15 protein-coding genes are annotated in these 13813 nt (G+C 35.6%); 2 read left to right on the top strand and 13 right to left on the bottom strand.

Going from position 1 to position 13813, the window contains the following annotated elements:
* Positions 1 to 106 precede the first annotated feature (106 nt).
* A complete protein-coding gene (locus ACQKN4_RS03145; protein ID WP_079561248.1) occupies positions 107 to 664 on the top strand; it encodes a flavodoxin family protein in 558 nt (185 codons plus the stop codon).
* A gap of 252 nt (positions 665 to 916) precedes the next feature.
* On the opposite strand, the gene ACQKN4_RS03140 is transcribed toward ACQKN4_RS03145, so the two are convergent.
* Positions 917 to 1339 carry a pyridoxamine 5'-phosphate oxidase family protein gene (locus ACQKN4_RS03140; RefSeq protein ID WP_079561247.1) on the bottom strand — a complete coding sequence of 141 codons (423 nt, stop codon included), beginning with the start codon at positions 1337 to 1339 and terminating at the stop codon, positions 917 to 919.
* 160 nt (positions 1340 to 1499) lie between these two features.
* Here ACQKN4_RS03140 and ACQKN4_RS03135 point away from each other — a divergent pair, with 160 nt between their 5' ends.
* Complete coding sequence (locus tag ACQKN4_RS03135) at positions 1500 to 2126, top strand: YczE/YyaS/YitT family protein (RefSeq protein ID WP_079561367.1); 627 nt, start codon at positions 1500 to 1502, stop codon at positions 2124 to 2126.
* A gap of 154 nt (positions 2127 to 2280) precedes the next feature.
* Here ACQKN4_RS03135 and ACQKN4_RS03130 read toward each other — a convergent pair whose 3' ends face one another.
* From ACQKN4_RS03130 to ACQKN4_RS03075, 12 genes are all read right to left on the bottom strand, one after another.
* A complete protein-coding gene (locus ACQKN4_RS03130; protein ID WP_079561246.1) occupies positions 2281 to 2916 on the bottom strand; it encodes a 50S ribosomal protein L25/general stress protein Ctc in 636 nt (211 codons plus the stop codon).
* 239 nt (positions 2917 to 3155) lie between these two features.
* Positions 3156 to 4448, bottom strand: coding sequence for an opine metallophore biosynthesis dehydrogenase (locus tag ACQKN4_RS03125; protein ID WP_079561245.1), 1293 nt, complete (start codon positions 4446 to 4448; stop codon positions 3156 to 3158).
* A 24-nt stretch (positions 4449 to 4472) separates the two neighbouring features.
* A complete protein-coding gene (locus tag ACQKN4_RS03120; RefSeq protein ID WP_240518257.1) occupies positions 4473 to 5264 on the bottom strand; it encodes a nicotianamine synthase family protein in 792 nt (263 codons plus the stop codon).
* Positions 5265 to 5860: 596 nt separating this feature from the next.
* A complete protein-coding gene (locus ACQKN4_RS03115; protein WP_427482236.1) occupies positions 5861 to 6562 on the bottom strand; it encodes a YjjG family noncanonical pyrimidine nucleotidase in 702 nt (233 codons plus the stop codon).
* A 476-nt stretch (positions 6563 to 7038) separates the two neighbouring features.
* Positions 7039 to 7998, bottom strand: a complete 960-nt coding sequence (gene thyA, locus ACQKN4_RS03110; RefSeq protein ID WP_079561243.1) for a thymidylate synthase — start codon at positions 7996 to 7998, stop codon at positions 7039 to 7041.
* Positions 7998 to 8645 carry a sigma-70 family RNA polymerase sigma factor gene (locus tag ACQKN4_RS03105; protein WP_079561242.1) on the bottom strand — a complete coding sequence of 216 codons (648 nt, stop codon included), beginning with the start codon at positions 8643 to 8645 and terminating at the stop codon, positions 7998 to 8000. The genes thyA and ACQKN4_RS03105 overlap by 1 nt, the downstream gene beginning before the upstream one ends.
* A gap of 47 nt (positions 8646 to 8692) precedes the next feature.
* Positions 8693 to 9421 (bottom strand): hypothetical protein, encoded by a 729-nt coding sequence (locus ACQKN4_RS03100; protein WP_079561241.1) that lies wholly within the window; start codon positions 9419 to 9421, stop codon positions 8693 to 8695.
* A 152-nt stretch (positions 9422 to 9573) separates the two neighbouring features.
* On the bottom strand, positions 9574 to 10584 hold the full coding sequence (gene nrdF / locus ACQKN4_RS03095) for a class 1b ribonucleoside-diphosphate reductase subunit beta (RefSeq protein ID WP_079561240.1): 1011 nt from the start codon (positions 10582 to 10584) through the stop codon (positions 9574 to 9576).
* 19 nt (positions 10585 to 10603) lie between these two features.
* A complete protein-coding gene (gene nrdE / locus ACQKN4_RS03090) occupies positions 10604 to 12697 on the bottom strand; it encodes a class 1b ribonucleoside-diphosphate reductase subunit alpha (protein WP_079561239.1) in 2094 nt (697 codons plus the stop codon).
* Positions 12694 to 13077 carry a ribonucleotide reductase stimulatory protein gene (locus ACQKN4_RS03085; RefSeq protein ID WP_079561238.1) on the bottom strand — a complete coding sequence of 128 codons (384 nt, stop codon included), beginning with the start codon at positions 13075 to 13077 and terminating at the stop codon, positions 12694 to 12696. Before ACQKN4_RS03085 ends, nrdE begins: the two co-directional genes overlap by 4 nt.
* Positions 13074 to 13298 (bottom strand): glutaredoxin family protein, encoded by a 225-nt coding sequence (locus ACQKN4_RS03080; protein WP_079561237.1) that lies wholly within the window; start codon positions 13296 to 13298, stop codon positions 13074 to 13076. The genes ACQKN4_RS03085 and ACQKN4_RS03080 overlap by 4 nt, the downstream gene beginning before the upstream one ends.
* Before the next feature lie 41 nt (positions 13299 to 13339).
* A complete protein-coding gene (locus ACQKN4_RS03075; RefSeq protein WP_079561236.1) occupies positions 13340 to 13750 on the bottom strand; it encodes a nucleotide modification associated domain-containing protein in 411 nt (136 codons plus the stop codon).
* Positions 13751 to 13813 lie beyond the last annotated feature (63 nt).

The following is a 13813-nucleotide window of genomic DNA, read 5'->3' as shown; positions in this document are numbered from 1 at the left end:
ACCCCTAAATCGTTTTTTTCGATACATTTCATCGAAACATTCAGCTTTATCGATAATAAAGTTAAGTTTACACTAGTTATAACCTGAAGGACAGAGGAGGATTTTCATGAACATTACCGCATTTATTGGTAGCTCTAGAGCCGATAGTAATAGTGAACAACTAGCTAATTATGTATTAGAGGGCTTACATCATAAAAAAATAGATCTAAAAAATTTAACGGTCGAGCCTATTCACGATTTGCGCCACGATGACAACGGCTTTCAGTTTGTAGATGATGATTATGATCAAATTATACAAGCGTTTTTAACAAGTGATGTTGTTATTTTTGCCACACCGATCTATTGGTACAGCATGTCAGGAATAATGAAGAACATGGTGGATCGACTGAGTCATGCTATTCGAGATGAGCGTTTTCCACAGCTAAAAGAAAAACTACAAACTACCGAGGCCATTGTTCTTGCTGTCGGTGGTGATGCCCCATATATAAAGGGTCTACCAATGATCCAGCAATTCCAGTATATTTTTGACTTCTTAAAGATGCCGTTCTCCTCGTACATTATTGGAGAGGCAAACAAGCCTGGTGAGATACGTCACGATGAACAAGCACTGACGCAGGCTTCTATTTTAAATAAGCAGTTAAAAGCACGTATATATCCCATTTAAAAAACCGCCTGAAAGCAGCTATGCTTTTAGGTCGGTTCATTATGTTGAAACAAAATGATCGAGGAAATTTTTTGAGAATTATTGCATCCTTTTAAATGTCCCCTTCGGCAAAACGAGTGGTTGATTTCACTTACGCCTAAGTGCTTTCCTGGGGGGCAGCCACCCATCCCACCTTTTTTTTAACTAATAATAACAAAAAAAGTAATGTGTACAGAATCAATGATCATGCGGCAATCAAAAAACGACCACTGCTTAATGGTCGTTTGTAAATTCAAGCTCTTTAGGTGGATCGCCTTTTTTATTCATCAAGCGCATACGAATCGGCTCGATTTTTAGTGTAATCATTTCATCTTGATTACCAACGAAAATGCTTGTAAAAAGTTCGGCTAACTTATTTTTTATTCCTTCCTCTAGAATCTCTGTTAGCTTCCCTTCAATTTCAACGTACGTGTCACCAAAGCCTCCATTTTCGTATCCATATAATATATGTGTATATGGGTTTTTGCGAAGCTCCTCCATTTTTTCAGAATGTTTATTCGTAACTGTGTATAATACAAAATCTTCATGTTGGAATGTCATATAGCGTGAGTACGGTTTGCCGTTCTCGACGGTCGCCATCGTTCCTATTTTTTCACGGTTTAAAACTTCTAGTATTTCTTCTCGCACAGAGGTCATGTCATCTCATCCTTTCTTATCCCTACTATTTTGTCCTGATTTATCTTACCTAATCATATTTTTTTGAAAAATACGAATTGACAATATTCGATTCATTTTAAAATCTATTGTTATAATAATTTGTTGTACAACATGAATTTTTAGAATGAGGGTTATAATGATGAAGCAAGCATTTTTCACACGGTGTCTGTTCTTCTTAACGGGTATTTTGCTTTTATCCTTAGGTATAACATTGACAATTAAAGGTCAGATTTTCGGTGTTGGTTCATGGGATGTATTACATATTGGACTTGCTAAAACAATGGGATTAACTATTGGTACTTGGTCCATTCTCATCGGACTAGCCATAATAGCGTTTGATATAGTAATTACAAAGAAATTTCCACTGCCGGGTACGTTTATAGATATGTTTTTAGCAGGAATTTTTATTGATATTTTTAACTATTTGATTCCTGATATAGATGGTTTTTGGATGCAACTTCTTTCATATGTATGTGGCTTACTATTACTTGGCTGGGGTTGCGGTATGTATATGGTGGCAAATTTAGGGATTGGTCCTCGTGATTCATTAATGCTTCTTATGGTTCATAAGCTTGGTTGGAGTGTCACACGCTCTCGAACAACTATGGAAGTAAGTGTCGCTTTAATCGGCTTTTTACTAGGTGGTCCTATCGGCGTTGGTACTGTGCTAATGGCTTTCGGACTCGGACCGATTGTACAGTTTGCTTTAACGTATAATGAAAAATTATTTATGAGATGGACTGGCGTGAAAAGCGCTGTAGTATAGGCTTACAAGACAATGCACTTTTGCATTGTCTTTTTTTATTCGGTTGCAATATACAGTTCAACTATATATAATCGAACAAATCTTTACAGCAGTTTATGCAATAAACAGCAAGGAACCACTTACCGTACGTGTAAGATGGCTCCTTTTTTTGTTGCTATTCTTCTGATGCAGATGGATTTTTCCCAGTAGCCTCGATTACTTCAGGGGTCCCATCCACTATGTCGTCATCCTGTACATTTTCAGCGGCAGGAGGTGTAATCGTCACTAATGTATAGTCATCTTCCTGTAAAATTTCAAAAGAGAACTTTTCGCGAATACCTCCTACATAAAGTGATGTCCCGATTGCTACATCAGTCACATCCACCTCTATTGTTTCAGGAATTTCTGACGGATTTACTTTTATACGAACTTCACGATTAGGCTGTAATAGGAATCCACCATCTGCAACTCCAATAGCATGACCCGTAACCGTTACTGGAATATCAACCTCTAGTTCTTCGGACATATTGATGGACTTAAAATCTACATGCTTTACATTGCCCCTTAACGCACAGCGTTGTACTTCTGTTAATACTGCGTTGACCCGTTGACCGTCTACATCTAATTGGAAGACATTTTTATTGCCAAATTGAGCTAACATTTTTGCAAATTGTCTGGCATCCAGTGATACCGCTGTGGATTCCATTTGGTAGCCATAAACAACGCCCGGAATAGCACCGTTCTGTCTAAGTTGAGTTAATGATGAATGACGCCCTTTATCGCGTTTATTTACAGTTAAAACAGTATTCATCGTCTTTTCCCCTTTCATGGAAACTGGTCTCATAAAAGGTTTTGCCCGTTCTAATGATTTTTATACCTTTAGAATCTACTGTTCAATAAATATCTGTGGGTTGGTAAACACCTACTCCATTCAAAAACAAAACATTCCCCTGTAAAATGACACTAAAATGAAACGTAACATATGTCCTTCATTCGTATACCATCCCCTAAACATTAGGTTGCCACCGAAATGTCCACCATCACCGGTTTTTATATTAATTCTTTACAAATCATATTAATATCTTTTGAAAAAGTTTTTATTTGAAACGCTTCTGAAAAGGACATTTTCTCAGATGATGATGCTACTACTTGCCGGAGCTTTTGTTCATACGTAAATATAAATTGATCAATCGTTGGAGATTTAATTTTTAAAGCTCTAGCTACCCCTTGAATAATTTTAAGGCGATAGTAATCCTCTTTTGGCATTCTTGGGATATCCCATATACCTTCATGATTCAAAAATATCCTTTTTATAGGCACAGCTGAAAAATCAAAGTATCTTCCCTCTTGATCTGGTTTAGAAAATGGATCAATCAATAACGATGCATAACGTATATACAACAGATACTCCTGATGTATAGACTCCAGTTTTTCAAAATCTTCGATATCTTGTCGTGCTATACTTAACGGTTGTAATGAATAATTATCATCTACCATAAATTTCAAAAGGTTTAGAGGTTGAATATTCACATGCGTTACTATTTTCATCATTTCTTTCCAATGATTCAGCAAATGGCGAATCATTGTGTACGTAATAGGTCCCTCAGGGTAAAGCTTATAAACATACTTTATAGTCCCTTGCTCTTCAAATATTGCCTTTAATGAAAAATCATTCATACACAGTGCTGGATGTACGTATAAAGAAATATTTCTTGTTTCTGCTTCTAATGGTGATGCTAAAACTTTCACATGAATTCCTAGCTGACAAAATAACTCGCTTAGTTTATCCATATGTTCCGATTTTGATTGATTCGATCCAATATAAACCGTTTTCTTTATCCCCGTTGTTAACACTTCATTCGATGGCACACCGTTTAACCATCTAGTATCACCATAATATGTAGAAAAACTAATCACCTCAACACAGGAGGATATCTGTTTTAAATAGTTAGAAATTAATTGATTCGAGCAAAATGTAGGAGAAATCAATATAATACACTTGGCTTGCTTCAAAACTTGGATATCAATTTGTGATAATACAGCTATATAGGCATCTGTAGTCACGCTGAGAACAATGGTATCCCAATCTCCTGATATTGTATTATACCCTTTAAAAAGACAATCAATCACACATTCTCCAGCTGCAGACTGATGCTGTTTATTTTGTATATGTGCTTTAAGTGTAAGTTGTTGTTTGATTGTTTTTTCAAAGAACATATTTGAACGTGAAGATTTTCGACCAGCAATCCCCACCTTGCTATTGAAATGATTTCTAAAATTCACAGCTAGTTGAACAGATGTTGGCCCTGTCCCTAATAATAAAACCTTTTTGAAAAATGTCATATGATTCTCCTTATAATTTAGTATTTATACTTTTTGATATAAAGCGATATCAAATACACCTTGAGAGACTGCAATTTTCTCGACTATACGCCATTTTGTTGCATCCACTGTTTCCATTGGGTAATTAAAAAGAGACTTTAATCCATTCCCATAACGCATCGCAATCATCACGTCCTTATTTGTTAAATCATGTAATTGTTCTAATATGTCATATTTACAGTTGACTGTTGAGCTAAAAATAATATGACTAATCTGTTGAATGGATTGGAGTTCATCCACTGATTTATTTTCAATCTGAATTGTATGATTTCCAAGTTTAGTAGCCACTTGTCTCCCCAACAGAATAGCTTCATCGTCAATATCAATACCCAAAACATCTGCTCCTGTACGTGTAGCAATCGATAATAATGTTATTGGAAACGGACCTGACCCAACTACTAACACCTTCGATTTATTGGTAATAGGAAAGCCACTATGTTCTTTTTCAATGCAGCCTTCTATATTGCGAAAATAATCCGTCATCTCTTCGGTTTCATGTAAGTATTTCAAAGCCCAATGTTTTTCCATTATTTTCACACAATCAGCGGACATTTTTCTTAACTTCTCGATTAATAGTGAGATTTCATAAGTTTGTTTTAAATTATGCCATTGATTTTCATTCTCACTGTTAGTTATAAAGGAAGAATAATCATCAATCACTTCCTCTAGCTCTGAATAATAACCTACCATTTGATCTTGATTATGCTTGTCAATTAAAAACTCAAGCATACTAGCAAAGTAATGTAATTTCATTAATAGGGTTTCTGAATCTTTCACTATTGTCACTCCCCATGCTTGTAGATTATGAACTATTCCTCTCCCGCAACTGCACTTTTTATATGAGATAAATAAACCGATAGATTTTGTTCTTATGCTTCTAACTAGCATGTTCACTGTACTATGACTTATCTAGGTAGCAATAAAAAAAATTATATGTGGTACCTCTTTTGTATAATACGTAATACTAAAAAAATTCATGCTAATAGCGCCAAATTCATTCACTGAAAAAAACAACAAAAAAAGTCGAGAGACATCATGTCCTCGACTTTTACTGACTACTATTAAATCCTACGTGCAACATCTAATGTCACCACTAGCATTTTATCTGTAATAAATTTGTCTTGTCGTTTGGGGCACCCTTAAAGATAGCATTTGAATCAAATGTAGATGGCGTTTTCCTGTTTATAATTCCTAAAGAATGTAAAACACCAACATAACTGTTATTGGCATCAATGTCTTTGGCTGAATGCACGAACTACTACTGGATTCAACTCCCAAAAGTATAATACTTTTCAAGATTTGTTCAATCAAAAAACTACACCTCAACTGTTCAGACTTACGAACAGTTGAAGCGTAGTTCAGACATGTACTTATCAAATTGTTACTTTATTATCTAATAATATGTGTAAATCATGAAGTTTTTTAATTTCAAAATGTGGTTGAATATCGCTTGTATTTTCAATATCACGTATATTAAACCAGCAAGTATCAATTCCTGCTTGTAATCCGCCTTTTACATCAGATGTTAAGGAATCACCAATAATCAAGGTTTTGTCCTTATTTATAAGTTCGATACGATCAAAAACGTAATCGAAAAAAGCTGGCATTGGTTTTTGATAGCCTGTTTGCTCTGAAATAAAAATGTCTTTAAAAAATTGTGCTAAATTTGAATCCTCTAGACGTTTATTTTGAGTCATTGTTTTACCATTTGAAACGACATATAAATCATAGTTATCGGCGAGCTGTTCGATTACTTCGTAGGCACCATCTACAAAATGATGTGCCTCCTTCAAATATTTTTGAAAGACCGCTTCAAAGTACTCCCCATCTACATCTAAGCCGAATTCCTTTAATGCAATCGAAAATCGAGTGTTATGTAATGTATTTTTAGACACCTCACCACGTTCAAAAGCACGCCACATAAATTCATTAATCTCTTTATAACGCGCAATCATCGTTGGAGTTGCTGCAATATTTTCCTGTTTAAATAAACGGTCAAGTGCTGCATTTTCAGCCAAATCAAAATCTAATAACGTGTCATCCACGTCAAACAATAATGTTTCATACTTAGTCATGTCTTTTCCTACTTTCTTTGGTGCTGTATTACCATATCATTCCTACTATCATAACGCTTTTTTAGAAAAATAACAGTAAATTTACCCACCTATTAATTTTACAGAATTTTGCAAAGTATCACACAAGTAAAGCTATGAAAAATGTTTAAACTTTTTCCCAAAAAGAAAAAACCTAGAATATCTAGGTCTTTGGCATATTTCTTTGGTGGTTTAAAAAGCTTTACACACACGAAACGCTTAATGTTAGGCCACCTAATTCAACATCTTTAGAATCTTCACGTGTATTTAAGTACCAGCTTCATCTACATAAAGCTTGATGTCTTTTTCAAATGACCTCATTATCTCCATTAAGAACTTTTTGCTCAAAATCGAAGTCTATTCTTTCAAAACCTATCACTTCAAATTTTGGTTCAGTTTCTTTGGTTATTGTTTGTTTCTCTCCTTTTAACTCGCCAAATTCATATTACTTTTTCCTTTTATATAGCAATTTCGTAAGAGAATGTACCATTATGTTTGTAATCTTGAACCTTAATATCATTCACTGTGAAGTCATAGAAGCTTTTTACTTCAGGGTTAATCCAAATTGTAGGAGGCTCATGCAACTCTCCCTTAATCTGCTTCTCGATAGTCTCTAAGTGTCTGTCATAGATATGTGCGTTATCAATGTTGATACACAACTCACCAACTTCATGACCTGTCACCTGTGCGATTAATCGGTGCAAAATTGAGTATTGATAGATGTTATAAGGGTTACCTAATGCCATATCATTAGAACGGATATTTACAGTAAGTGCCAACTTTCCATCAAACAGTTGCCAATGTGTTTCATACACACATGGTTGTAAAGCCATTTCTTGTAAGTCTTCTACACACCACAGAGTAGTCTTAATTCTACGTGAGTGAGGGTTCTTTTTAAGTATGTACAATAAGTAATCCACTTGATTTAAGTCAACATACTCTATGTATTCCTCACAGTAAGCCACAGCGTTCTCAAATTCTTCATCCGAAAGAACTTCATCAGGCTTCTCAGATAACTCTCCATTTCGAACCATCTCTAGGAATGTTCTGTCAGCTATAATTCGCTGGTATTTGTTGCGAAGTTGCCAACCGTAAGCATTTCCGACTGTTCCATCTTTAAGCTCCCATTCATCCCAAACGTGACAGCCCATTTGCTGTAGGTCAAAGACTTTGTTAGACATTTTCTGCCAAATCCAAAATAGTTCTTTGATTGGGTCTTTCAATGGCACTCGTTTTGTTGTTAACACAATAGCATCTATACTATTGTCAAATTTCATCTGTACATTGATAATCGCTTTTGTAGGTGCTTTCTCTCCATCTTCATAGACAGTTCGCACATGCTCAGGACTATCCATAATACCATTATCTAGAATTTGTTGAATAATTGTGTTGTATTGCTTATCTGCTGTTTGGTACATTAATAATCTCTATTCTTCAAAAATTTCCTCAAGCGATTTTTAACTCGAATAGCTTTCTGAGTTTTTAATCGTTGACTGATTGCGTTAGGGTGCTTGTCAAAATGTTTGGCAATCTCCCTCATTGTTTTCTCTTTTGTTCTAGCAATAAGAATATATAACAATTCATCATCTATATCTTTATCTGCTTTTAAGAACTCAATAACCTGCTGCTGAAACAAGTTACCTTCTGCAGTTTCGCTAGTATTTTCATTTGCTTCTATGGTGTTGAGGAAAATTACCGCTTCTTCCTCATTGCCATTCATATTAAGTGGTGTATCTACACTCATAACATTAGCTAAATCATATGATTGAGTATTAACTGTGCGTAGAGATTCTTTCTTTGCATTGGTAGAAATAGACCATGATATACAGTTGATTGCATACGTTCGAAATGAACTCTTTCTAATAGGCTCAAAAGTTCTGATTGCATTTAGTAACCCTATGTTCCCAAGTTGCACTAAATCATCTAGATCAAGCATATGAGCTTTACAAAAGTATTGATTATTAGGAAACTTTCTTCTAACTGTAGTAATAACTAGTCTTCGATTTAACAGAAAAACCTCTTCTTCTGTTAGGCCTTCCCACTCTGTATTAGAGAAATTTTGCATATCGTTTACCTCTTAGAGAAATTGCAGGGTACCCCCCTGCTAATACATTAAGCTTGAGCTTGACGTAAAACTTCTTCTTTCAATTTTTGTTCAGGTGGGAAGAACTCAGGTGATTTAAGAACTTTCCCATCCTCGCGATATTTAGGGTGCTTTTTACCATTTTCGTCAGTAAACAACTTGCTCATGTTAGAAGCATGGACAATTTCGAATAGTTGTTGTGGTAGTACACCTAATTCCACAAACGAGCCTTTAAGGAAGTAGTCTGAGTCTATTAGAGCGTCTGCCATTGCGACAATACGCTCAGTATTATCTTGGATGAAATTAGTTGCTAGTGACTTCTTGTATGCTTCACCTAGCCCTTCGAGGAAAGCATAATAAAGTTTAGCGAACTGTTCTTTGTCTTTTGAGCAAGCGTGTAGGAACTCAACTAATTCCTCACCTACCCAAATTGTACGTTTTAAACCTCTTTCTGCTCCAATTGCTGTTGGCTTCTCAGCTACAGGGTGATTAAAAGCACTTTGGAACTCTTTTACGAGTGTAAAATGGCGATTTTTGTCAAACTCTTTACGAGGATGTTTCTCCAACACGATTAAGTCGTACAGCTTGGATTCAACAAGCTCTGTTGTACGTTGTTGAAGCTCTTTATTTGTATCAACAATGACTTCAATTTTTGCTGTTTTATTTTGGAAGTTGATATAAGATACTCGCCCTTCAAATTTTTGCTTACGGTCAAAGACAATATCTTTAACCTGTGGTTTTACAAATTGCTTCTGCATAGATTATTCTGTATCTCCTTTGATGAGTTGTTTTATTTTATCTTGAAGCTTTTTGTTGGCTTCGAGCTCTGCATTAGTGTTATCAGCGTTTTGATTGAACGCCAATAATATTTTTCTATTTAATATCATTATATTATTTTTGATAGCGCCAATTAAATATTGTACCCTTTAAAGTTGAATGTTTCGTCAGTGATAGGTGCAACATTAGCCATTGTATAACTATTGCCCTTTTGTGAGAAGAAATCATGTGTCACTGAATCAGTACGAATACCGTTCAAAACAATTGGGTCTACTTCTTCGTCAGGGAACATAGTATCTAAGCCTAAGTTCATTAGAGCTTTGTTTGCGTTGTAGCGCACATAAGCCTTAACCTTACCACCTACCCCTGTTTCAGCGTACACATCATCTGTGTACTTTAACTCATTGATATAAAGGTCTGCTAAAAGCTCATAGCCCCAAATCTTTAATTCATCCTGAGTTGCTTTATCAAACGTCTTAAACATTTCCTGAGCTTCGTAACCTACTGCAACCCCATGAATTGATTCATCACGGACGATTAATGAGATAACCTCAGCACTATTTTTAAGTATCCCATGTCCCCCTAAGTAAAGTGGATAGAAGAACCCTGAGTAAAACAGGAATGATTCTAACATCACAGAAGAAAAATGCGCTTTCCATAGTGAAACATCATCATCTTCTTTAATAGCTGAGTAAATTGCTTCAATCTTACTCGCTTTATATTGAAGATATGGATTGGTCTTAACCCATTCGAATACTTCATCAATCTGAGAGTTCGTTGCAAGTGTTGTAAAGATATAGCTGTATGATTTAGCATGAATTGCTTCAAACGCCCCAAACAAAGAGTACAATGCTTTCTGCTGTAGTTTCTTAACAAAGCGTGAAAGCTCATTCATACCTACGTTAGTTTGAATTGTATCTAGTAAAGTAAGCCCTGCTAAAACTCGCATATAGGTTACTTGAAACTCAAATTGCTTCCAACCTAAAAGATCTTTAGATACAGCTACTTCCTCAGGCAACCAAAACTGCTTGACCTGTTGTTTCCAAAAGACCTCATGTAAGCCTAATTGTTTATTCCAATTGACAGCTTCAAAGACTTTTTCAAATCTTTTTTGTATATACGCTCTTTCTGATAATACTTCCATTTATCTATAACACCTTCTTTTATACTGAACAACTTTCACATTCTTCAATTGTTTGCATACGTTGTCGCACATAGTAGACTGATTTAATCCCTTTTAGCCATGCGTAAATATACACTTTAGCTAACTGTTCTGTTGTCCAATTATCTTTGATGTACAATGTCATTGAAATAGCTTGATCAACGTGTTTCTGAGCGATTGCGTAGGAATCAATCATCTTAAACATATCCATATCGTATGCTTCAACATAAAGATGTTTGTTGTTATTATCAAGGTAAGGCATGGGGTAAATTGTTCTCGAATCAGCGTAGTCTCGCACTTCTACACGCTCTGTGATTGGTGACATTGAAGCACTTGAGCTTCTAATGTAACTAATTGAACCTGTAGGTGCAATTGCCAATCTGTATGCATGGAACATACCATGCTTTTTAACTTCTTGAGCTAATTTTTTCCACATGGCTATAGTGATGATTGGAACATTGCCTAGCGCCTGTTTAGCTTTTTCAGAAGTAATTACTAGTTCTTTTCTGTAGTAATGCTCGAAGTATTCACCACTTGCGTACTCAGAATCTTCGAAACGATAGAATTTGTTCTTACGTTCCTTTGCAATCTCTACAGAAGCCTTAATAGAGTAGTAGTTTAATGCAGTGAAGAAAGCGTCAATGAACTCGTTGGCTTCCTCGCTTCCATACATGATACCCTGAGAAACAAAGTGACCATGGAGGTTCATAACACCTAATCCTACTGAGTGCATTTCTTGGTTAGCACGAGCAACCGCAGGCACATTGTTAATGTTAGTTAATAGAGAAACTTGTGTAAGCATCCGCATTGAAGCGTTAACTAACTTATCGAAGTCTTCTTCTTTAACTGCATTGTGAATATCAAGTGAGCCTAAGTTACAACTTACATCAAGACCAATAATATCTACTTCATCATAATCATTGATTTCAGAGGTTTCCATTAATTGCATGATTTCTGTACATAGGTTAGTGATTTTCACTCGCCCAATCTTTTTCAATGGGTGTGCTTTGTTGACATTATCATCAAACATTTCGAATGGATAACCACTCTCAATTTGAGATTTCTTAATGTCAGTGTATAACTTACGTGCATTAATGCGTTTCAGTTTTCGAATGTTAGGGTTATCAAGTAACTCGTAGTACATGTCAGTAATCGAGATTTCAGACATAGTTTTACCATACTCATTCTTAATATCATAAGGAGAGAATAGAACAATATCCTTATCCTGACGAGCTAACTCGAAGAAAATATCAGGGAAAATGATACCTGTACTTAAAGTAGCAAGGCGAATCTTTTCATCTGCATTTGGTTTCTTAGCTGAGATAAAGTCCTCAATATCACCATGAAACACATTGAGCCAAATAACGCCTGAACCTGCTCGTTGACCTAATTGATTTGCATATGAGAATGAGTTCTCTAGCAACTTAGCAACAGGTATAACACCTGACGCTCGGTTTTCAATGCCTTTGATTGGGTCCTTTGCACAACGTAAATCAGTTAGTGAAATACCAACCCCACCACCTAGCTTCGACAGCTGTAGAGCATTTCCGATATTGTGAGCGATTGAGTTCATGTTGTCTGCCATAGCAATCTTGAAACATGACACAAACTCACCGCGAGCTTTCTTACCAACATTAATGAAAGTTGGTGTTGCAGGTTGGTAACTACGCATTAAGTAATGAATCCAATCCTCAGCGTCTTTACGCTTACCTTGAGCTAGATATAAGGCAACTATAGCCATTCTATCTTCATACCGCTCTAAGAAATTGTTTCCATCACGAGTTTTTAGTGCATATGAGCTGTAGAACTTACTAGCACTCATAAACGTTGGGAATCTAAACTTATAATCATAAGCTAGTTTGAAGATTTTCTTGACAAACTTAAATGAATATTTGTCTAAGAATTCCTTTTCATAATAATTCTCACGCTTTATGTAGTTAATCTTTTCTTCAAGCGTATGGAAGAACATTGTTTTACGATTGATCTCTTCAAAGAAGAAGTCACTTGTAGCTTCTCTGTCCTTCTTTCGGTCAATAATACCCAATGTTTTGTAAGTATTAAGAACCTCGTTGTTTAACATTAAATAATTTTTCAAACTTGTTCACCTGCAATCATTTTTCTATAGCTACTGCTAATAGTTGCTATATCATCCTGATTACCTCGCAGATCAATCATGCGTATTATTGGAACTCTTAACCACTGAGAGATCTCAATAGCAGAGCCACAAAAATTCCGCTTTCCAAAATTTGTGTTACCACTTGCGATTACACCTCTAAGATTTTCCCTATTTTCTTCATGTGAAGATAGGAATTGTCTTACTACCTCAGGCGCTTCCCCTAGCTTATCTGTATAAGTTAGTAAGTAATAGGGGTCTTGAACAATAGTACTAGCTGTAATCTCCCTTATAGGAATAGACTTATCTAGTCTTCCCACAATATCTCTCACGTTACCTGTTCTACTAGCGTAGGCTATCATGCCTTTTGAGCAATGAAAGCCTGAATTGAAGGAACGTCAGCATAATATTGACCTTCATCAAGTGCGATAGGTAGGCCCATGAATCCTTTTTCCTTTAGCTCCACTTCTGCTTTTTCATCAAAGTCTAAGTTGACTTGTTCGTATGCCACCTCTGCTGAATCAAGAAGTGTTTTGATTAAAGTACACTTTGGGCATACTGTGCGTGTATAAAGAATAACCACGTTAAAAACATCCCCCTTTTAAATACATCATTATATAACTTTTAACAGTTGAACGTAAAAGTTGTTGATCCTAATGTTCGTTTATCTTGAGTTGTAGCTTCTTTTAATGCTTTTTCGATTACTGTTGCAACCTCTTTGTCAATCTTATCTACAACTTTATGGTTCATTTCTTGCATTTTGCGATAACCTAAGATCGCGTACCCTGCTAGGTCTAATAAAGTATCTTCGATAGCTTCATCTGACACTTGGCGAGTTTTACTTTCTTTGATTAGATTTTTGAATCGACTGAGTTTATCATCTAAGCGAATAGCTAATGAAGATAATCCCCATTCGTCAATGTTTTTGTCAACATTGTTGCCATAATCAGCATTCTTACTTTTAAGTGTTTCCACTAATTTAGTAGTGATAATTTCAACTTCTATTGCGAACCTTTGAGTGTTATAGTTTGTCATGTTTCTCACCGCCTCTAAATTAAATTAATAACATTCGATATTATTATATTGCTTTTAATAAGT

Origin of the sequence: Lysinibacillus sp. NPDC093692 (genome assembly GCF_050280125.1) — a bacterium.
Classification (GTDB): domain Bacteria; phylum Bacillota; class Bacilli; order Bacillales_A; family Planococcaceae; genus Lysinibacillus.
This window is presented reverse-complemented; position numbering and strand designations above follow the sequence as displayed.

Coding starts and splice junctions, on each gene's coding strand:
- ACQKN4_RS03145 (WP_079561248.1), top strand. CDS start 107: ATGAACATTACCGCATTTATTGGTAGCTCTAGAGCCGATAGTAATAGT.
- ACQKN4_RS03140 (WP_079561247.1), bottom strand. CDS start 1,339: ATGACCTCTGTGCGAGAAGAAATACTAGAAGTTTTAAACCGTGAAAAA.
- ACQKN4_RS03135 (WP_079561367.1), top strand. CDS start 1,500: ATGAAGCAAGCATTTTTCACACGGTGTCTGTTCTTCTTAACGGGTATT.
- ACQKN4_RS03130 (WP_079561246.1), bottom strand. CDS start 2,916: ATGAATACTGTTTTAACTGTAAATAAACGCGATAAAGGGCGTCATTCA.
- ACQKN4_RS03125 (WP_079561245.1), bottom strand. CDS start 4,448: ATGACATTTTTCAAAAAGGTTTTATTATTAGGGACAGGGCCAACATCT.
- ACQKN4_RS03115 (WP_427482236.1), bottom strand. CDS start 6,562: ATGACTAAGTATGAAACATTATTGTTTGACGTGGATGACACGTTATTA.
- thyA (WP_079561243.1), bottom strand. CDS start 7,998: ATGTACCAAACAGCAGATAAGCAATACAACACAATTATTCAACAAATT.
- ACQKN4_RS03105 (WP_079561242.1), bottom strand. CDS start 8,645: ATGCAAAATTTCTCTAATACAGAGTGGGAAGGCCTAACAGAAGAAGAG.
- ACQKN4_RS03100 (WP_079561241.1), bottom strand. CDS start 9,421: ATGCAGAAGCAATTTGTAAAACCACAGGTTAAAGATATTGTCTTTGAC.
- nrdF (WP_079561240.1), bottom strand. CDS start 10,584: ATGGAAGTATTATCAGAAAGAGCGTATATACAAAAAAGATTTGAAAAA.
- ACQKN4_RS03085 (WP_079561238.1), bottom strand. CDS start 13,077: ATGATAGCCTACGCTAGTAGAACAGGTAACGTGAGAGATATTGTGGGA.
- ACQKN4_RS03075 (WP_079561236.1), bottom strand. CDS start 13,750: ATGACAAACTATAACACTCAAAGGTTCGCAATAGAAGTTGAAATTATC.